At 71.6% G+C, this 18,829-nt stretch carries 15 protein-coding genes, 2 tRNA genes and 1 pseudogene; 7 read left to right on the top strand and 11 right to left on the bottom strand.

Annotated elements, in window-relative coordinates; genetic code table 11:
* Window positions 1–32 precede the first annotated feature (32 nt).
* Window positions 33–974: an inositol-3-phosphate synthase gene (locus NLX85_RS21250; RefSeq protein ID WP_254337792.1), complete on the bottom strand. Its 942-nt coding sequence runs from the start codon at window positions 972–974 to the stop codon at window positions 33–35.
* An 88-nt stretch (window positions 975–1,062) separates the two neighbouring features.
* Between NLX85_RS21250 and NLX85_RS21245 the strand changes: the two genes are divergently transcribed.
* Entirely contained in the window at window positions 1,063–2,286 is a 1,224-nt protein-coding gene (locus NLX85_RS21245; protein WP_254337790.1) for a Clp protease N-terminal domain-containing protein, read from the top strand.
* A gap of 130 nt (window positions 2,287–2,416) precedes the next feature.
* Here NLX85_RS21245 and NLX85_RS21240 read toward each other — a convergent pair whose 3' ends face one another.
* On the bottom strand, window positions 2,417–2,878 hold the full coding sequence (locus tag NLX85_RS21240; RefSeq protein ID WP_254337788.1) for a MerR family transcriptional regulator: 462 nt from the start codon (window positions 2,876–2,878) through the stop codon (window positions 2,417–2,419).
* 114 nt (window positions 2,879–2,992) lie between these two features.
* Here NLX85_RS21240 and NLX85_RS21235 point away from each other — a divergent pair, with 114 nt between their 5' ends.
* Window positions 2,993–4,042 (top strand): aldo/keto reductase, encoded by a 1,050-nt coding sequence (locus tag NLX85_RS21235; RefSeq protein ID WP_254337786.1) that lies wholly within the window; start codon window positions 2,993–2,995, stop codon window positions 4,040–4,042.
* 146 nt (window positions 4,043–4,188) lie between these two features.
* On the opposite strand, the gene NLX85_RS21230 is transcribed toward NLX85_RS21235, so the two are convergent.
* The 3 genes from NLX85_RS21230 to NLX85_RS21220 form a co-directional block, all read right to left on the bottom strand.
* Entirely contained in the window at window positions 4,189–4,869 is a 681-nt protein-coding gene (locus NLX85_RS21230) for a uridylate kinase (RefSeq protein ID WP_254337784.1), read from the bottom strand.
* Window positions 4,870–4,904: 35 nt separating this feature from the next.
* Window positions 4,905–5,393 (bottom strand): hypothetical protein, encoded by a 489-nt coding sequence (locus NLX85_RS21225; protein ID WP_254337782.1) that lies wholly within the window; start codon window positions 5,391–5,393, stop codon window positions 4,905–4,907.
* 241 nt (window positions 5,394–5,634) lie between these two features.
* A complete protein-coding gene (locus NLX85_RS21220) occupies window positions 5,635–6,039 on the bottom strand; it encodes a hypothetical protein (RefSeq protein ID WP_254337780.1) in 405 nt (134 codons plus the stop codon).
* A gap of 1 nt (window position 6,040) precedes the next feature.
* Here NLX85_RS21220 and NLX85_RS21215 point away from each other — a divergent pair, with 1 nt between their 5' ends.
* On the top strand, window positions 6,041–6,310 hold the full coding sequence (locus tag NLX85_RS21215) for a hypothetical protein (protein WP_254337778.1): 270 nt from the start codon (window positions 6,041–6,043) through the stop codon (window positions 6,308–6,310).
* Between the two features lie 147 nt (window positions 6,311–6,457).
* Here the strand turns inward: NLX85_RS21215 and NLX85_RS21210 are convergent.
* The 4 genes and pseudogenes from NLX85_RS21210 to NLX85_RS21195 all read right to left on the bottom strand — a co-directional run bounded on the left by NLX85_RS21210 (window position 6,458) and on the right by NLX85_RS21195 (window position 10,261).
* Window positions 6,458–6,534, bottom strand: a tRNA-Ile gene (locus NLX85_RS21210).
* Between the two features lie 133 nt (window positions 6,535–6,667).
* Window positions 6,668–7,904 (bottom strand): annotated as a pseudogene (locus NLX85_RS21205) (FAD-dependent oxidoreductase).
* Window positions 7,894–10,014 carry an MMPL family transporter gene (locus tag NLX85_RS21200; RefSeq protein ID WP_254337776.1) on the bottom strand — a complete coding sequence of 707 codons (2,121 nt, stop codon included), beginning with the start codon at window positions 10,012–10,014 and terminating at the stop codon, window positions 7,894–7,896. Before NLX85_RS21200 ends, NLX85_RS21205 begins: the two are co-directional and overlap by 11 nt.
* Before the next feature lie 174 nt (window positions 10,015–10,188).
* A tRNA-Asn gene (locus NLX85_RS21195) sits at window positions 10,189–10,261 on the bottom strand.
* 286 nt (window positions 10,262–10,547) lie between these two features.
* Between NLX85_RS21195 and NLX85_RS21190 the strand changes: the two genes are divergently transcribed.
* From NLX85_RS21190 to NLX85_RS21175, 4 genes are all read left to right on the top strand, one after another.
* Window positions 10,548–10,937, top strand: a complete 390-nt coding sequence (locus NLX85_RS21190) for a hypothetical protein (RefSeq protein ID WP_254337774.1) — start codon at window positions 10,548–10,550, stop codon at window positions 10,935–10,937.
* 262 nt (window positions 10,938–11,199) lie between these two features.
* Window positions 11,200–14,538 carry a ThuA domain-containing protein gene (locus NLX85_RS21185; RefSeq protein ID WP_254337772.1) on the top strand — a complete coding sequence of 1,113 codons (3,339 nt, stop codon included), beginning with the start codon at window positions 11,200–11,202 and terminating at the stop codon, window positions 14,536–14,538.
* Between the two features lie 84 nt (window positions 14,539–14,622).
* Window positions 14,623–15,693, top strand: coding sequence for a sugar phosphate isomerase/epimerase (locus NLX85_RS21180; protein ID WP_254337770.1), 1,071 nt, complete (start codon window positions 14,623–14,625; stop codon window positions 15,691–15,693).
* Window positions 15,694–15,801: 108 nt separating this feature from the next.
* Window positions 15,802–16,986 carry an ROK family transcriptional regulator gene (locus tag NLX85_RS21175; RefSeq protein WP_254337768.1) on the top strand — a complete coding sequence of 395 codons (1,185 nt, stop codon included), beginning with the start codon at window positions 15,802–15,804 and terminating at the stop codon, window positions 16,984–16,986.
* Window positions 16,987–17,089: 103 nt separating this feature from the next.
* On the opposite strand, the gene NLX85_RS21170 is transcribed toward NLX85_RS21175, so the two are convergent.
* Together NLX85_RS21170 and NLX85_RS21165 are read right to left on the bottom strand one after the other, a co-directional pair.
* Window positions 17,090–18,100, bottom strand: a complete 1,011-nt coding sequence (locus NLX85_RS21170; RefSeq protein ID WP_254337766.1) for a sugar phosphate isomerase/epimerase — start codon at window positions 18,098–18,100, stop codon at window positions 17,090–17,092.
* Window positions 18,101–18,291: 191 nt separating this feature from the next.
* Window positions 18,292–18,777, bottom strand: coding sequence for a sensor histidine kinase (locus NLX85_RS21165; RefSeq protein WP_254337764.1), 486 nt, complete (start codon window positions 18,775–18,777; stop codon window positions 18,292–18,294).
* Window positions 18,778–18,829: the final 52 nt, after the last annotated feature.

Raw genomic sequence — 18,829 nt, 5'->3', positions numbered from 1 at the left:
CCGCCACCCCGTGCCGGATACCTCCAGCGTGATCAGATCGCCGTTCCCGGTGGGGACTTCAGGAACGACGCCGCCTCGGCGATGAAGCCACCACGGCCGGACCGCAGAGCGGTGGCGGCCAACCGGATCAGGTCGATGTTGACGCCGGCTGCGCCACTCGGGTCATGCACGTTGAGCCGTACGTCCAGGCTCACCGCTGTCCCACCCCAGCCCTGCGCTTCGATGTTGAGGTGGGCGATCTTCTGGGATCGCAGGTGCGGGAGGTATCCGAGGGGCGCCATCTGCACCTTGTCGGACCCGACGGCGTTCAACTTGGACTGCGCCTTGGTGTTGGGGTTCTCGACCAGGTTGCGGAAGTCCTCCGTACCCCCCAGATTCACCTGGTAGGAGCTGACCAGGGTGAGCCCGCGCTCCTCGAGCAACCGCAGCAGCGCGCGGTGCACCACGGAGGTGCCGAACTGGCTGGCCAGGTCGTCGCCGAGCAGCGGCAGGCCGGCCTCCTCGAACCGCGTGAGCCACAACGGTTCCCGGGCAACCGCGTCCGAAGTGGTGTTCACGAACGCCACGCCCGCCCGCAGGGCCGCCTCGGCGTACGCGTGAGCGGTTTCCGGCCTGCCGCTCGGCGCGGAATAGAGCAGCACCTCGGCGCCCTCCAGCGCGTGCGCCACCCGCTCGATCTCCGTCGAGTCGACGAGACCGGCCTGCACCGTCACGCCCGCGGGCGGCAACTCCACGTCGAGCCGCGGGAAGTTGTTGGGCGGTACGAAGATCGCCTCGTGCAGGTCCTTGCCGACCTTGCCGTCGGAGCGGGCGAAGGCCGCGACGACGTCGATGTCGCCGACCCCCAGCCCCGCTATCTCCGGTCGGTGGATGCCCACCAGGCTGCCGGTGCTGCGGTAGAAGGCGATCCCCTGCACCAGCGCCGAGGTGTTGTTGCCGACGCCGACGACCGCGACCTTCACGTTGTTGATCACGGCACGAAGGGTACGCGCGCGCCTGGAGGAGGCACCATTGCGTCAGCGAGTTGTCGAGGCGCCATCCCGTCCCGAACATGGAGGACCCGTGCTGCCGCACGAGGAGCAGCGACCCTTCGTCGCGCTCGGCGCGATGCCGATGCGGGTGCTGCTGCAGGCGTACTCGGCGGCGGTCCGGCACGGGTCCAACAGCGTCGGCACCCTCGACCTGCTGTGCCGGGTGGCGCTGTACCCCAGGTCGGTCCCACCGTGGCTGCTCGCGGGCGCGAACGGTGCGAACCTCATGCGGATGGCGGCCGATCCGCGCCGCATTCCGTCCGGACGAGCGGTCAGCGAACTGGTGTCCGGGCCGGCCAGCGAGTTCGACGACGAGGTGCAGGCAGTTCTGCGCGAGGTCGAGTGGCGGTTCCGCCGCCAGCCGGGCAGGCGCCTCGGAAAGCAGACCACGCATCCAGCCTGGACGAGTGGCGTCCGTGTCACCCTGGCCGGCGCGCTGCAGGACGCACGCGACACCGGAACGCCGTTCGCCAACCTGTCCCATCTCGTGCTCGCCATGCTGCGACTGCGCGGCTGCGACGGGACCAACTACATCCTTCCCCACGAGTACGCACGGCTGTCGGCCGTCGAACGGTTGCGCACCGAACCGGCGATGCGACGGACCGACGAGCCCTATCCGGACCTCGACGACGTGCGTTTGGCCCTCTGGCCCCGTGCCGGTTCGCTGGTCGACCGCGTCGCGGGACGGTTCTTCGCGCGTGCGTCCCGGCTCAGCCGCTTCGGCTCGATCCTGGCCGGAGTCGACCTCGAGGCGAAACGCCAGGCGATCCGGCTCGGCCACGACGTGATCGGCCCGCTGCACATCCTGCTCGCGATGATCACCCATGACGCCACGCTCGAAGCGGCCCGAATCCCGGTACCCGCCTACCAGTCCAGCCGTAACCGAGGTGCGGCCGTCCTGCGCAGCCACGGTGTCGACGCCCACCGCCTCCGCGTGCTGGCCGCACGGCGCGGCGCCCCGGAGGAGCCGCCGGCCGAGGTGCTCACCGAGCAGCTGAGCAGTCAGCGCCTGGGCGACCCCTTCGTGGGCACCGACGTCGTCACCGCCATGGCGCGGGCCATGGCGATCTCGCTCGCCTACCGGCACCCCGACACGGGCACCGGTCACCTCCTGCTCGCGCTGGTCGAGGACGATGCCGGCGACGGCAGCGCCGTGCTGCGCGACCTCGGCGTCGACCCGACGGCGGTACGGGCGCGGGTCGAGCAGGACCTCCGTGCCGCACCCGCCGCCTGGCAGCCACCGACCGGCCGGTAGCCGGCCGACGGGCCAGCCGGCCGCGACCCCGCGGAGCCGACGGTGACCGCCGCGACCCCGGGCACGACGGTCATTCACCGGCCGCCTCGGCTGCGCCGCACCGCCGTGACGTTGCGGACCAGATGGGGGTCTAAAAGCTGACCGACGTGGTTGGCGTCTGTTCATTGACCGCCGAAGGGGATGGGGCATGGCATTGGCGGGCGGTGGGGCTCCCCGGGTCGAGGAGGTCCTCATACACTCCGACCTTGAACCTGATCAGATCCAGGCACTCGGTGAGTCTGCCGATCTGGGCAGTGACCTGCGCTTCGTGCTCGCGCAGCAGCGCGAGGCGTTCTTCCGCGTTACCGGCTCCTTCTCGCACGAGGTCGGCGTATCGCCGGAGCGCGGGTAGGGGCATGCCGGAGGCGCGGAGAATGATGCAGACCGTGAGCCAGTCCACGTCATCCTGGCTGTAGAGGCGACGCCCACCCGGTCCGCGTCGCACGGGGTTGACGAAGAGGCCCTCGTGCTCATAGAAGCGCAGCGCGTGAACGCTCAAGCCGGTGCGTTCGGCGACCTGTCCGATGCTCAGACTCGTTGTGACCTCAACCATGCCGGTCAGGGTAACGGGTTGACCTAGAGTCGACTCTAGATCCTAGGCTCCCCCGCGTGATCGACGCTTTGTCGCTCTGTGTAATCACGGCTGAACCAGTGAGGAAGCCTCACCATGCGCTATCGCACCCTCGGCGGAACCGGTATGGAGGTCAGTGCCTACTGCCTCGGGACCATGATGTTCCAGGCTGTCGGCAACCCTGACCACGACGATTGCGTCCGTGTCATCCACACGGCCCTCGACCACGGCATCAACTTCGTCGACACGGCTGACATGTACGGACAGGGTGAGTCCGAGGAAATTGTCGGGAAGGCGCTGCAAGGGCGCCGCGACGACGTCGTACTCGCCACCAAGGTGCATTTCAAGATGGGCGAGGGTCGCAACCGCAGTGGCAACTCACGGCGCTGGATCCTCAAGGCGGTCGAGGACAGCCTCAGGCGCCTGAACACCGACTGGATCGACCTCTACCAGGTCCACCGCCCCGACCCCTCGACCGACATCGAGGAGACGCTCTCGGTCCTCAGCGACCTCGTGCACCAAGGGAAGATCCGCGCCTTCGGATGCTCCACGTTCCCGGCCGAGGAGATCGTCGAGGCGCACCACGTCTCCGAGCGGCGTGGCCTCGGCCGCTTCCGCACCGAGCAGCCGCCCTATTCGATCCTGGCCCGCGGAATCGAGGCCTCGCTCCTGCCCGTCTGCCAGCGCTACGGCATGGGCGTACTGGTCTGGAGTCCCCTGGCCTTCGGCTTCCTCACTGGCAGATACCGCAAGAACCAGCCCATCGACCTGGCGACCGGCCGTCCCACAATCAGGCCGGAACTATTCGATCCCGCGAACGCGGAAAACGCCGCGAAGCTCGACGCCGTCGAACAACTCGTCGAACTCGCGGAAAGCATCGGCTGCACCCTCCCCCAGCTCGCCGTGGCGTTCACCGTGGCCCACCCCGCCGTCACCTCGGCGATCATCGGACCGCGAACCATGCAACAACTGGAGGACCTCCTCAAGGGGGCCGCACTCACCCTGGACGATGCGGCACTCGACCGGATCGACGAGATCGTGGCGCCCGGCACCAACCTGTTCAACCCCCAGGCTGCCTCGCCCCCGCGCGCACTGACCGACACGGCCCTGCGCCGCCGCCCACTCGCCGAACGCCCCGCCGACTGATCCGGGTGGTACGCGGATCACCTCGTCGGGCGGTCGTGGACCGTCCAGCCCTTGTGGTGCCCGGCGAGGTGATGCCGTCCCACCACCTGCTTGACGGAATGGCCTGGAGACGGCTCCCCGGCCGGTCCCAGCCCGCAGCGGGAGTGTCAGTGTGCTTTCGTCTGGTTCTCCCAGACCGGCTGCTGGGGCTCGTCGTTGTGCACGATGATGTCGACCAGATCGGTCGGGCGGACCGTGGCGAAGTAGAGCTGTTGCGAGGGGATGTAACGCTCGCGCCAGCGCCGTTCGACTTCGGCCCGAGATGACACCTGGCGCTCCCGGATCACGGCACGATCCACGGTCGTCTCGAGTGCCGTCGACACGAGGATGCGCAGGTCCCACCGCTCAACCAGTTCCGGGCGCATGAGAAAGACACCGTCGAAGACCAGCACGGCTTCGGCTGGGGCAGTCGTGACCGGCGGGGACAGCACGGTATCCGCGGTGCGGTCGTAGACCGCGTGTTGGAACCGTCGGTCTCCGCCGGGGCCGAGCGGATCGAGCAGAACCCGGTTCAGCGCCCCGTAGTCGTGGGTGTCGAAGTAGCAGCCTTCGGCCGAGTACTCCCCGCGCGGATAGCGCTGCGCCCGGGGGAAGAGGAAATCGTCGATCGTCGCGCGGATGACGTCCCGGCCCTGTCCGCGCAGGACGACGGCCAGTTCCTCGGCGAGGGTGGTCTTGCCGGCGGCGGGCGGTCCGTCGATGGCAACCCGCGTCGGGTGTGCGACCGCGACGGACCCGACGGCCTCAGCCAGGCGGCCGAGCAACTCGTCGCGGGAGCCCTGGTCCATGTCCTGCCCCGTCCTGATCGCGCGAGGGTCCCGTGTCAGATCAGGCAGCGGGCGAGTTCTGAGTGATCGTAGGTCCAGTACCCGAAGAATCCGGACCACACCCAGCGCTTCACGTGCCAGTAGTGGTACTCGTACTCCAGGTAGAACCCTGGCCAGCCCGGATTCGGCTCGAGGCCGGTCCGCGCGCCGACGTACTGGTACTGAGTGGTCGAGGTGCTGCCGCAGCGGTCGCCGCCGGTGGCCGTCACGGCCAGATCCGTGGCGGTGACGATCGTTTCGCCGCTGCACCGCACCACGTAGCTGCGTTGGTAGCTGTCGGAGGTGGCGTCGACGACGTGCCAGTACCGATAGGTGCTGACGGAGCCGACCAGCCAGAAGGTCGTCGGCGTGCCGTCGACGACGCGGCTGTAACTGCCAGCAGCAGCGCAGGCCAGGCTGTCCGGTGCGGCCTGGGCGGCAGCCGGGAGGACGATGACGGACGCCAGCGCCGCGGTCGCGACGGCAAGAGCGAGTCTGAGTCTCATGCCCACGCAACCTACGGTCGAGCACTGAATCGACACACATCAGTGCCGGCTTCCCGCCACGGCTTCCGGCGAGCCTTCCCATCGCGATCTTCGGAGACGATCAGCCAGCGTCGACCCTTGCCGTGACCTGGTCGGCTCGTCGACCACGGTTGCTCGTCGTCTGTGCCTGTCGGCCGCAGGTGATCGCCTGGCGGCCGGTCGTGCGCCGGTTGATGGTCGACACGGCGTCGCCCAGGTATCGTCACGGCTCCGCGAAGATCGTGAGATGGGATGCGACGTTGACGGTACGACGGCTCGGGCTCTGCGTGACGGTCGCTGCGGCGCTGCTCACCGCCTCGGCGTGTGACCGTGCCGCCGAAATGCCGGCCACGCCCACCGCCGTGGAGGCGAGTATCTCCGCGGGGTCACCCACCCCCACGCCCGCGGCGCCGACGGCCACACCGAGCCGCGCACCCGAGCCCTCGCCGACCCCCCGGTCCTCGGGAACCCCCCGGTCCTCGGCGACCCCCGCGGCGGCGCCCACGACCAGGAAGGCCACGCAAGCGGCCACCACGAGCAACAAGGCGGCCTGCACCGCCGTCAAAGGTCCGCTTGAGAAGGCCATCGCCGGCCTGATCACCTTGGGCGGGGTCGCCGCCAGTGCCACCGTGGAGGCCGAGATCGTCAACGCTCGGGCGGAGGCGATCACCCGGCTGGTCAACCTCGAGGCGGCGGCGAACCGAGTGGCCGCCGAGCAGACCGACCGCACGTTGCGGAGCAACTTCAGGGCGCTCGCCGTGGCCGCCGGCCTGAAGTACACCAAGATCCGCTCGATCGACCCTGCCAATGTGGAAGGGCTCCTGAACGTGGCGAGCGACACCGCCGCCCTGGAGGGCGCGGTCAACAAGCTCGAGCCGGCCTGCGGCAGATACTGGTAGTCCGCCGGCCGCCCCCGCGCGCCCCGGGGACTGGCTGACGGACAACCGACCGACGTTGCTCCGCGGACTCGGTGTGGACTGACGGCGTCGGTCCGGATCTCGGCGCCGCTCGTCCGGGTGCCAGCATGGCTGACCAGGAGTTTTGTGTGGTGGGGCGGGCGGGACTCGAACCCGCGACCGAGGGATTATGAGTCCCCTGCTCTAACCCGCTGAGCTACCGCCCCGCTACCGCGCCGGATCGTAACCCGCTCAACGGATCACCGGCCATCACCCGTCGGGCCGGGTTGATGATCTGCCCGGCACGATGGGCAACGCGAGGATAACAGCGCGCAGCGGACCGGTCGGTCGCGCCGGTGGTCACATCGGGCCTGTGCCGCGCAGCTCCGCGAGCACCGCGCCGGCGGCCCGCCATCCGCTGGCGAGGGCGCCCTGGATGGACGGGCTGTCGCGGTGGTCGCCGGCCACGAAGAACCCTTCGCCGAGCGCGACCGGCTTGCGGAGCCGGCCCTGGGGCGGCGGCGCGGCGGGCAGCGCTTCGGGCACCGACACGGTGGCGAGGTGGGTCCAGTCGGCGGTGGAGCGGCCGTAGAGGCGGTCCAGCTCGCGGCGGATCAGCGGCTCGGGCGGGGCCTGCGGGCCGACGACGGAGGTGGCCACGAGGTGCCTGCCGGCCGGCGCGTACGTGGGTGCCGCGTTGCTGACCACCACCGTGTTGGCGACGAGTTCCCGCCGTTCGCCGTCGAGGAGCAGGATCGGCTCGGCCAGCGGTGGGGTGTCGGTGCTGTGGTAGTAGGTCGTGTAGCTGTGCATGCGTACCGGCTGGAGCCGCGGCAGCAGGGTGGCCGCCCACGGCGACCACGACGGCGCGGCAGGTGAGGTCGCCGGCGGGGGTGCGGACCCGGCCTGGCGCGACCTCGGCGACCGGGGTGTCCAGGTCGATGAGTTCGGCGGGCAGCGGGCCGGCGACGGCGGCGGGCAGCGCCGCCATGCCGCCGGCGGGCAGGCCGATCCGGCCGCGGGCGAACGCGCGCAGGAGGACGGCCAGCACGTGGCTGGAGGTGGCCAGCTCGCGGTCGATCAGGACGCCGGAGAGGAACGGCCGGAGCAGTTCCTCGATGAACGCGGCGGAGAGCCCGGCCCGGCCCAGCGCCGCCTCGGTGGTGGTTTCCGGCGCGTTGAGCAGCCGGCCCACGGGCAGGGTGGCGCAGCCGGCGGCGAGCGCGGCGAAGCGGAGCCGGTCGACCAGCGACCCGACGCTCGCGGTGAGCGTGCCGGGCGCGCCGGCGGGGTCGCGCAGCGGGTTGACGAGGCGGTCCAGCCGGTCGCCGCGGCGGACCAGCACGCCGGACGTGAACCAGCCGAGGTCGAGGGCGCCGAGGTCGACCAGGCCGCCGAGCCGCGGGTAGGCCGTGTTGAGCACCTGGAAGCCGCGGTCGAGCAGGTGACCGTCGACCTCGTCGGTGGCGACGCGGCCACCGAGCCGGTCGGCGGCCTCGACGAGCCGCCAGGGCACGCCGGCCCGGTGGAGCCGGCGGGCGGCGGCGAGGCCGGCCAGGCCGCCGCCGACGATGACCACGTCGGTGTCAGCGGGCATCGGCCACCTCCGCCCCGGCCCGGTCGCCCTCCCGGTTGGTCCGGGACAGCCGGCCGGGCCACCAGACTTTCGGCCCGATGTCGTACGCGAGCGCGGGCACCAGGAGCGAGCGGACCACGATGGTGTCGAGCAGCACGCCGGCGGCGACCGCCACGCCCAGTTCGACGAGTACCACGAGGGGCAGCACGGCGAGCGCGGAGAAGGTGGCAGCGAGCACGATGCCGGCGGAGGTGATCACACCGCCGGTAACCGCCAGGCCGGTGAGCACTCCGGCCCGGGTGCCGCGCCGGACGGATTCCTCGCGGACCCGGCTCATCAGGAAGATGTTGTAGTCGATGCCGAGGGCGACCAGGAAGACGAACGCGAACAGCGGGAACGACTGGTCGACCCCGGGGAAGCCGAGGAGGTACTTGAAGATCAGGGCGCAGAGGCCGAGCGTCGCCAGGAACGACAGCACCACGGTGGCGATCAGCAGCACGGGAGCGAGCAGGGCTCGCAGCAGCACGGCCAGGATGACCGCGATGACCAGCAGCACCACCGGGATGATGACGTTGCGGTCCCGGGTGGAGGCGTCGGCGGTGTCCACGTTGATGGCGGTGAAGCCGCCGACCACCGCGTCCGCGCCGGGCACCCGGTGGACCGCCACGCGCAGCTCGCGGATGGTGCGTTCGGCGCCGTTGCTGTCCGGCGGGTCGGCGAGGGTGGCCTGCAACTGCACCCGCCCGTCGACTACCTCGGGCGGCCCGGCCGGTCCCTGACGGCTGAACGGGCGGACCGAGGACACCCCGCGTACGCCCTGCGCCACCTGGGCGACCTGCTGGGCGGTGGCCTGGTTGGTGAAGATGGTGGCCGGGCTGCCGGTGCCGGCCGGGTAGTGGCGGGCGATCACCTCCTGCCCGGCCACCGAGTCGGTGCGCTGGGTGAACAGGTCGGACTGGCCGAGGGTGGTGGCGCCGAGCTGGGTCACCCCGAGGGCGAGCGCGGCCAGGGCCACCGCCGTGACGATCCAGACGGCGCGGGCGCGGCGGGCCACGAAGCCGGCGATCCGCCCCCAGATGCCGTGTTCGGTCCGCGGGTCGGCGTGGTCGTACCGGGGCCGCCGGGGCCAGAACGCCCACCGGCCGCCGAGCAGCAGCAGGGCGGGGAGGAAGGTGAGCATCACGAGCAGGGTGGCGGCGATGCCGACGGCGCTCACCGGGCCGAGCGCCCGGTTGGAGTTGAGGCTGGACAGCAGCAGGCAGAGCAGGCTGACGATGACGGTGGCGCCGGAGGCGACGATCGCCGGGGCGGCGCCCTTCCAGGCGGTCCGCATGGCGTCCCAGGGCCGCTCGTGCCGGTGCAGTTCCTCCCGGTAGCGGGCGATGAGCAGCAGCGCGTAGTCGGTGCCGGCGCCGAAGACGAGGACGGTGAGGATGCCCTGGGCCTGCCCGTTGAGCTTGATGACGTCGTTCTTCGCGAGGAGGTAGACGAAGAGCGCGGCCAGCGAGTACGACATGCCGGCGGCGAGGAGCGGGAAGACCCAGAGGACCGGGCTGCGGTAGACGATCAGCAGGATGACCAGCACCACGACGAGGGTGACCAGCAGCAGCGGCCCGTCGATGGCGGTGAACACCTCGATGAGGTCGGCGAGCAGGCCGGCCGGGCCGGCCACGTCCACGGTCAGCCCGTCCCGGTCGGCGCCGGCGATCTCCCGCAGCCGGTCGACCACCGCGCCGACCTGTTCGCCCTCGGCTGCGTCGATGGGGACGACCACCTGCACGGCCTGCCGGTCCTGGCTGACGATCGGCGGTGGCAGCGGGCCGACCACGCCCGGCAGCTCCGCGAAGCGGGCCGCGTCGGCCTGGACCCGCTGCTGGTCGGCGGGGGTGATGCCGGAGGTGCGCTCGTACACGACGAGTGCGGGGGTGGTCTCCCGGTCCACGAAGCCGGCGGCGAGGTCCTGCGCGCGGGTGGCCTCGGCGTCGGCGGGCAGGAAGGAGGCGTTGTCGTTGGTGGCGACGTCGCCGAGCTTGCCGGAGTAGGGACCGGCGAGGCCGCCGACGACCAGCCAGCCCAGCACCACGACCACCGCGATCACCGTCGCGGTCCAGCGGCCCCGCCCTCCAGCCATGTCCGTCCACCCTTGAATCGACGCAGTAATCGACGCAGCGGGAGTCTAAGTCGACATCGACCATCCTGCCGGGCGAAGCGGCGTCGCGGGCGGAAACCGGCTGCGGACGGGCGCGGGTCCCGGCAACGCGAAACGCCCGCCGGCCTGGGCCGACGGGCGTCGTGTGGAGCGGAGCTCCCCCGTTTGGACTCGAACCAAAAACCTGCCGGTTAACAGCCGGCTGCTCTGCCAATTGAGCTACGGGGGACCGTAGATCACCCGGCTGCGGATCTCTCCGCGCCGTGCGACGGGGACAAGAGTACAGGACATCGGGGGGTGGTGCGCCAGGGGGTTACCCCGCCTCCCCCACCCGGTGGCGGGCCACGGGACGCAGTGAGAATACCGGACAAATCGCCATCTCGGCACAGGGAGGTATGAGCGGAGAGCAGGATGGGTAGTTAGCCGACGACAGAGGACGCAGGCGCGAGAAGGTCGTTCCCGCCCGGGGCCACCGGGCCGGGATCGGCGGCGCGTCAGGTACGGAAGGAGCCGCCATGCGCGGAAAGATCATGTTTCTTGGCGGGCTGGCTGCGGGATTCGTCCTGGGCGCCCGTGCCGGCCGGGAGAAGTACGAGGAGCTGGTGGTCCGGGGCCGCAAGGTGCTCGACCACCCGACCGTCCAGGAGGCGGCGGGAGTCGCGCAGGCCCAGGCGACCCGGCTCTACTCGGAGGGCAAGGACAAGCTGGGGCAGACCAAGCTCGGCGAGAAGCTGGGCACCGCCACCGGCAACGGAAGCAAGCCGGGGCTGACCGACGCCGACAAGCCGTTCGCCGGCACGCCGGCCGCCGTCGGCGCCAAGTCCGGCTCGACCGGCACGGGCTCGACCAGCACGTCGACCACCGGCACGAGCACCAGGTCGTCCGGCACGAGCAACAACCTCTGACGCCAACCGGGCAGCGGGCCGGTCGCCTTCGGGCGACCGGCCCGCTCTCGTCTGTCCGAACGAGACTCCACTCCCACTTTTGATGATCCTGAACAAAAGTGGGAGTGGTTCATCAAAAACTTTTGGCTTCAACCTCTTCTCTTTGGTCTCGGTCGCAAATATCGTCTCGCGTAGAACCTGGCCAGGCTCTCGTCACCTTCCAGCGACCTCCTCAGCCTCGTCCCGGCGCTGAGGCGGACCCGCCCGACCAGAGCGAGGTTCGATGCGCAGAAGACCGTTCGGCCGCAGGGCCGCCACCCATCTCAGCCTGCTCACTCTCGTCGCCGCGTCGCTCGTCGCGACGGCGGAGCGCGCTCCGACGCCGGCGCAGGCCGCGCCGGTGCTCACCGCACCCGCACCCGTCAGCAACGGCATCCAGTACAAGGTGCTCGTCTTCACCAGGTCGGCCGGCGGCAACAACGCCGCCACGGCGGCCGGCGTGCAGGCCGTCCAGAAACTCGGACAGGAGCGCCGCTTCACCGTCGAGGTCACCAACGACCCCCGCAAGTTCGACCAGCCGCACCTGAAGCAGTTCCGCGCCGTGGTCTTCCTGAACACCGCCGGCGACGTGCTCGACGACGCGCAGCAGGCCGCCTTCGAGGCGTACTACCGCGACGGCGGGGGCTTCGTCGGCGTCCACTCCGCCATCGAGGCCGAGCCGGACTGGTCGTTCCTCACCAACGTGCTCGGCACCCGGGCCACCGGCGCGCCGACCGCCGCGAGCCGGGCGACCGTCACCGTCGCCGACCGGGTCCACCCGGCGTCGGAGACGCTTCCCCAGCGCTGGTCCACCACCGACCGGTGGTACAACTTCGCGGCCAACGTCCGGGGCGTCTCGCACGTGTTGGCCACGGTGGACGAGAAGACCTACGCCGGCGGCAGCATGGGCTTCGACCACCCGGTCACCTGGTGCAAGGACTACCAGGGCGGCCGCTCGTTCTACACCGGACTCGGGGCCACCCCGGAGAGCTACGACAGCGCCGACCTGCGGGCCCACCTCGGCGGGGCGATCCAGTGGGCGGCCGGCGTCACCGACGGCGACTGCGGCGCGACCGTGCTGGCCAACTACCAGATGACGGTGGTCGGGGCGCAGCCCAACGTCAACGAGCCGATCGGCTTCGACGTGCTCCCCGACGGCCGGGTGCTCCAGACCGACCGGCGTGGCGGCGTCCGGCTGCACGACCCGGAGACCAACGAGACGACCGTGCTGGCCCAGATCCCCGTCTACACCAACAGCGAGGACGGGATGTACGGCCCGGCGGTGGACCACGACTTCGCCACCAACAAGTGGGTCTACCTCTACTACGCGCCCCCGCTGGACACCCCGACGGGCAGCGCGCCGACCACCAGCACCGACCCGGCCGCGTGGGACCGGTGGAAGGGTTACTTCCAGCTCTCCCGGTTCAAGTTCGTCGACGGGGAGACCCCGTCGCTGGACGTGAGCACCGAGCAGAAGATCCTCCAGGTGCCGGTGGACCGGGGCGCCTGCTGCCACGTGGCCGGTGACATCGCGTTCGACTCGAAGAACAACCTCTGGCTGGTCACCGGGGACGACACCCCGGCCGGCGGCGGCGGGTCCGGCGGCTTCTCGCCGCACAACGACTCGGTCAGCGCCACCGGCGTCTACCAGGCCCCGTTCGTCGACGCCCGGCGCAGCTCGGCCAACACCAACGACCTGCGCGGCAAGATCCTGCGGATCACCGTGGGCGCGGACGGGTCGTACACCGTTCCGGCGGGGAACCTGTTCCCGGCCGGGACCGACAGGACCCGGCCGGAGGTCTACGCCATGGGCTTCCGGAACCCGTTCCGGATCACCCTCGACAAGAACGACGTCGCCTACATCACCGACTACTCGCCGGACTCCTCGGTCGCCCAGGTGGGCCGCGGTCCCGCCGGCACCGGCCGAATGATGGTCGTCGACAAGCCGGCGAACTACGGCTGGCCGATGTGCGTGCAGCCGAACCTGCCGTACATCGAGATGGACTGGACCACCACTCCGATCTCCCCGGTGGCACCGTTCGACTGCGCGGCCCCGAAGAACACCTCGCGACACAACACCGGCCTGACCGACCTGCCGCAGGTGGAGAAGTCGGAGCTGTGGTACTCGTTCCAGGCCCCGACGCCCTGCCCGGAGTCCTACCTGTCGACTCCCACGCAGACCTGCCCGGTGCTCTTCCCGGAGCTGGGCACGGGCGGCGTCGGCCCGCACGGAGCGGCGAAGTACGACTTCGACCCGGAGCTGAGGTCGGAGACGAAGTTCCCCGAGTACTACGACGGCGCGATCTTCTTCGGTGAGTTCACCCGGGACACCCTCAAGGAGATCCGGCTGGACGACCAGGGCGACATCCTGAAGATCAACAACGTGCTGAACTGCGGGCCGGCGCCCACCACGCCCGCGAAGCCGTTCCTCTGCGACAACCCCATGGACATGCGCTGGGGCGCGGACGGCAACTTCTACCTGTTGACGTACGGCGACGGGTTCTTCAACGTCAACCCGGACGCGGCCATGCTCAAGTTCAGCTACGTCAAGGGCCTGCGGGCGCCGACCGCCGTGCTGAACGCCACCCCGACCAACGGCCGGGCACCCCTGACCGTCGCCTTCTCCAGCGACGGCTCGAAGGACCCGGACCCGGCGGACTCCATCTCGTTCGCCTGGGACTTCGACGGCAACGGCACCACCGACTCGATCGACCCGAACCCGTCGTTCACCTACACCGCCAACGGCGTCTACACCGCCCGGCTCACGGTGACCGACTCCAGCGGCAAGACCGCGTCGGCGAACACCACGATCACGGTCGGCAACACCGCGCCGACGGTCACGGTCACCACCCCGCTCGAAGGCGGCTTCTTCAGCTGGGGCGACGACATCCCGTGGACGGTCACCGTCACCGACCCGGAGGACGGGCCGGTCGACTGCGCCAAGGTCGAGGTGACCTTCGTGCTCGGCCACGACAGCCACGGGCACGGTGAGGCCAACCAGTTCGGCTGCTCGGGCGTGCTGCCCACGGACGCCGACGACGCCTCGCACGGCGGCTACATCTACGGCGTGGTCAGCGCGTCGTACACCGACCAGGGCGCCAACGGCCAACCGGCGCTGACCACGGTGGACCAGCAGATCATCCAGGCCAAGCGCCAGGAGGTCGAGTTCGCCACCGAGGAGTCCGGCACCACGGTGGGCACCAGCGCGGACACCGGGGGTGGGCAGCAGCGCGGCAGCCTCGACCCCGGCGACTGGATCGCGATCAACAACACCGTGAACCTGACGAACATGCAGTCGGTGACGCTGCGCACCTCCGGGGGCAGCGCCGCCACCGCCGGGCAGCCCCGGTTCGGCGTCCAGTTCCGGCTGGACTCCCCCACCGGCCCGCTGCTGGCCACGGCCACGGTCAACGCGACCTCGGGCAACAACGCCTTCACGAGCACCACCGTGCCGGTCACCGACCCCGGCGGGACGCACAAGCTCTACCTGGTCCTGACCACCGTCCCCGGCGGCCCGGCCGGCGGCTTCGGCAACCTCAACTGGGTCGAGTTCACCGGCCAGGGCATCGGCGTCACCCCGTGACGCCCGGGTGGGCCGTCACCCGGGCGGCCCACCCGACCTCCTTTCTCACACACCATCCAGCACCGTCAGAAAGGCAGTCAGGACATGAACGACACAGCGCACGGTATGAGCCGCCGCCGGATGCTCGGCACCATCGCCGGGGCGGCGGGCGCCGTCGCCGTCGGCGCCGCCGGGCTCCCGTCGGCCGCCTTCGCCGGCAACGGACTGCTCGTCCCGACCGGCAAGCGGGGCATCATCCTCTACAGCGTCCGGGACCGGATCGGCGCCGCCGACGACGGCAGCGGGGTGCCCTTCGGGTTCGAGCGGGTCCTCGGCCGGCTCGCCGAGATCGGCTACAAGGAGGTCGAGTTCGCCGGGTACACCCAGCACACCTCGATCCTCGGCCGGCAGATCACCCCGGCGGAGATCCGCAAGATCCTCGACGACAACGGTCTGCGCGCCAACGGCTCGCACGCGTCGATCCCGGGCACGGTCACCCCGGACACGATCGCCGCGTTCGAGCAGACCCTGGACACCGCCGAGATCCTCGGCATGACCCACATCGGCACCGGCAGCGACCCGACCGGCAGCAACTACAAGGCCGACTGGGACGCCGCCGTGGACCGGTGGAACACCTTCGGCGAGATGGCCGCGGCCCGGGGCCTGAAGCTGTACACGCACAACCACGACGCCGCGTACAACTTCCTGCTGGACAGCGGGCCGCTGGACGCGCTGGGGCGGCCGACCCGGTCCTCCGGCGTCCGCAAGCTGGAGTACTTCATCGGGCGGACCAACCCGGAGTGGGTCTGGTTCGAGATGGACATCTACTGGGCGCACGTGGCCCAGCACCGGTTCCGCAGCTACACCGACCCGGACGGGGTGACCCAGACCGACGTCTTCGACCCGCTGGCCGTGGTCGCGGCCCAGCCCATCCGGTTCCCGCTGTTCCACGCCAAGGACGGCACCTACGACCCGGCCACCGCGGCCGGCTACGCCATGGTGCCGCTCGGCCAGGGTGACATCGACTACGGGAACTTCTTCGCCAACATGGGCGCGAAGGGTTACCACAACCCGATGTGGGAGCAGGACAACGCGCCGGGCGGGGCCGCCGACCCGGGCCGGTCGCTGCGCTACGCGGAGATCAGCTACCAGCACATGTCGGGTCTGCGGGGCTGACCGACCCGACCGTTCGACCGCAGGGGGCCGTGCCGGGAAACCGGGGCGGCCCCCTCGCGTCACGCGGCCGTGATGCCGGTGTGGCACATTCGGGGGGAGGTGATCGTGATGACGATGGTCGGACCGGAGAACGCGGACCAGGCGCGGCTGCTGCGCCTGCTGCGCGACGACGGCCCGCGCTCGCGGGTCGAACTGGCCGACGTCCTGGGCCTGCCCCGGGCCCGGTTCACCGCCGAGGCGGACCGGCTGACCGCGCAGGGCCTGGTGGAGACCGCCGGGCCGGCCGCGTCCCGGGGTGGGCGCCGCTCCTCGCTGCTGCGGATCGGTCGGCAGGTGCGCTTCGGCGCGGTGCGGGTCGGCGACGGGCGGCTGGAGGTCGCGCTCACCGACGGCGAGCTGACCCTGCTCGCCCGGCACGGCGAGCCGGTCGACGTCCGGCTCGGCCCGGAGGCGGTGATCGGCCGGGCGGTCGAACTGCTCGGCAAGCTGCGGGCCGAGGCCGGGCTGGCCCGGCTGGCCGGCGTCGGGGTGGCGCTTCCCGCGCCGGTCGCGGTCCGCGACGGCGCCCCGGTCTCCCCGCCCGCGCTGCCCGGCTGGCATCAGTTCCCGGTACGCGACACCATCGCCGCCGAGCTGGGCTGCCCGGTGCAGGTGGACAACGACGCCAACGTGATGGCCCTGGGCGAGCGGCACGCCGGCACGGGCCGGCCGTTCGACGACTTCCTCTACGTGAAGCTGGGCGACGCGGTGGGCTGCGGGCTGGTGCTCGGCGGGGCGCTCTACCGGGGTGCGGCCAGCGGCGCCGGGGACATCGGGCACCTCCAGCTCACCGAGGACGGGCCGCTGTGCACCTGCGGCAACACCGGCTGCGTCGAGGCGTACTGCGGGGATGCCGCCCTGGTGCGGGAGGCGGTGACCGCCGCGCGGGCCGGGCGCTCGACGGCGCTCGCCGACCGGCTGGCCGCCGCCGGCGCGCTCACCGTGGCCGACGTGGCCGCGGCGGCGACCGCCGGCGACCCGGCCGCGCAGACCCTGGTGCGCGACGCCGCCCGCCGGCTCGGGCAGGTGCTGGTGGGCCTGGTCAGCTTCGTCAACCCGGCCATCGTGATCATCGGCGGCGCGGCGCCCGGCATCGGCCCGGTGCTGCTCGCCGAGATCCGCGGCGTCGTCTACCGGCGCTCGACCCCGCTGGCCACCGGCAGCATGCCGATCGTCCTCTCCGACCTCGACGATCGGGCCGGGCTGGTCGGCGCGGCCCGGCTGGTCAGCGACCAGGTCTTCGCCGCCTGCTGACGGCCGCCCCGGTCGGCGCGGCCCGGCCGGTGAGCGACCAGGTTCCGCCGCCTGGTGCGGGCCGCCCCCGGGACCGGCCGTGCCGGCCCCGGGGACCGCGCGGTCAGTCCCGGCTGCTGCTGAACGCCGCGTCGAAGGCGGCGGTCGGGGCGTCGAAGGCGAGCCGGCGGACGAACTGGAGCGCCTCGGGGGCGCCGACCAGGCGGTCCATGCCGGCGTCCTCCCACTCGATCGAGATCGGGCCGGTGTAGCCGATCGCGTTCAACGCGCGGAAGCAGTCCTCCCACGGCACGTCCCCGTGGCCCGTGGAGACGAAGTCCCACCCCCGCCGCAGGTCCGCCCAGGGCAGGTGGGAGGAGAGCCGGCCGCGCCGGCCGTCCCCGGTGCGCACCTTCGCGTCCTTGCAGTCGACGTGGTAGATCCGGTCGGCGAAGTCGAAGATGAAGTTGACCGGGTCCAGCTCCTGCCAGACGAAGTGCGACGGGTCCCAGTTCAGCCCGAACGCGGGGCGGTGGCCGATCGCGTCCAGCGCCCGCTTGGTGGTCCAGTAGTCGTAGGCGATCTCGCTGGGATGCACCTCGTGGGCGAAGCGCACACCCACCTCGTCGAAGACGTCCAGGATCGGGTTCCACCGGTCGGCGAAGTCCTGGTAGCCGCGCTCGATCATGGCCGGCGGGACCGGCGGGAACATGGCCAGGGTGTGCCAGATCGACGAGCCGGTGAAGCCGACCACGGTCTTCACGCCGAGCTTCGCCGCCGCCCGGGCGGTGTCCTTCATCTCCTCGGCGGCGCGCCGGCGGACGCCCTCCGGCTCGCCGTCGCCCCAGATCCGGGCGGGGAGGATGTCCTGGTGCCGCTCGTCGATCGGGTGGTCGCAGACCGCCTGACCGACCAGGTGGTTGGAGATGGCGAAGACCTGGAGGTTGTGCTTGGCGAGGGTGGCCCGCTTGCGGTCCACGTACGCCTCGTCGGCGAGCGCCTTGTCGACCTCGAAGTGGTCGCCCCAGCAGGCGATCTCCAGGCCGTCGTATCCCCACTCGGCGGCGAGCCGGCAGACCTCGTCGAACGGAAGGTCGGCCCACTGGCCGGTGAAGAGCGTGATGGGTCGCGCCATGTGTCCTTCTCCCCTGTCGTGATGGGGGATTCCGTAGCGGACCGGGGCGAGGCGACCGGGTGTGGGCGGCCACGACGGCACCGGTGGACGCGTTCGCGTCGGGGCCCGCCGGGTTGCGCCTCCCGCCGGGTCACCGGCCACCTCGCGGTCGCCGCCCTCACTCTAGGTCGGACCGGACCGGCGCGGAAGGGTCAGGACAGCTCCGCCTCGTCCTCGGGGGCGGGCAGTTCGGCGCGGACCAGCCAGCCGCCCTCCGGGCCCGGCCCGGCGTGGAAGCGGCCGCCGACCGACTCGGCACGCGCCCGCAGGCCGGCGGCCGGGACGGCGGGCCCGTCGCCGCGTATCTCGACGGTGAGGCCGGCGGGGTCGTAGCGCAGCCGCACCGCGGCGGCCGCGCCCGCATCGTGCCGGCACGCGTCGGTCAGCGCCTCCTGGATGATCCGGTACGCGGCCGCGTCGACCGCGCCGGGCAGCGGGCGGGGCTGGCCGCCCACCCGCCAGCGCACCGGCTGACCGGCGGCGAACTCGTCGATGAGCGCGTCCAGCCGGGTGAGGCTGGGCGCAGGCCCGGCCGGCTCCCCGTCGCGGCGCAGCACGCGGAGCAGGGCGGCCCGCAGCGCGCCACCGACCCTCGGGCCCGCCCGGGCGACCCGACGCCACTGCTCCAGGCGTCCCACACGGTCAAGGTACGGCAGCACCCCGGCGGCGGGCCGGGCGGATCCCGCAGGT

The organism is Micromonospora sp. A3M-1-15, assembly GCF_024213425.1.
Taxonomy (GTDB): domain Bacteria; phylum Actinomycetota; class Actinomycetes; order Mycobacteriales; family Micromonosporaceae; genus Micromonospora; species Micromonospora chersina.
Note: the sequence above shows the minus strand (reverse complement) of the source record. Positions and strands in the feature narration are given on the sequence as shown.

What these genes read in the sequence shown, in the direction of transcription:
- NLX85_RS21240 (WP_254337788.1), bottom strand. Translation starts at nt 2,878, where the DNA reads ATGGTTGAGGTCACAACGAGTCTGAGCATCGGACAGGTCGCCGAACGC.
- NLX85_RS21235 (WP_254337786.1), top strand. Translation starts at nt 2,993, where the DNA reads ATGCGCTATCGCACCCTCGGCGGAACCGGTATGGAGGTCAGTGCCTAC.
- NLX85_RS21230 (WP_254337784.1), bottom strand. Translation starts at nt 4,869, where the DNA reads ATGGACCAGGGCTCCCGCGACGAGTTGCTCGGCCGCCTGGCTGAGGCC.
- NLX85_RS21225 (WP_254337782.1), bottom strand. Translation starts at nt 5,393, where the DNA reads ATGAGACTCAGACTCGCTCTTGCCGTCGCGACCGCGGCGCTGGCGTCC.
- NLX85_RS21200 (WP_254337776.1), bottom strand. Translation starts at nt 10,014, where the DNA reads ATGGCTGGAGGGCGGGGCCGCTGGACCGCGACGGTGATCGCGGTGGTC.
- NLX85_RS21190 (WP_254337774.1), top strand. Translation starts at nt 10,548, where the DNA reads ATGCGCGGAAAGATCATGTTTCTTGGCGGGCTGGCTGCGGGATTCGTC.
- NLX85_RS21185 (WP_254337772.1), top strand. Translation starts at nt 11,200, where the DNA reads ATGCGCAGAAGACCGTTCGGCCGCAGGGCCGCCACCCATCTCAGCCTG.
- NLX85_RS21180 (WP_254337770.1), top strand. Translation starts at nt 14,623, where the DNA reads ATGAACGACACAGCGCACGGTATGAGCCGCCGCCGGATGCTCGGCACC.
- NLX85_RS21175 (WP_254337768.1), top strand. Translation starts at nt 15,802, where the DNA reads ATGACGATGGTCGGACCGGAGAACGCGGACCAGGCGCGGCTGCTGCGC.
- NLX85_RS21170 (WP_254337766.1), bottom strand. Translation starts at nt 18,100, where the DNA reads ATGGCGCGACCCATCACGCTCTTCACCGGCCAGTGGGCCGACCTTCCG.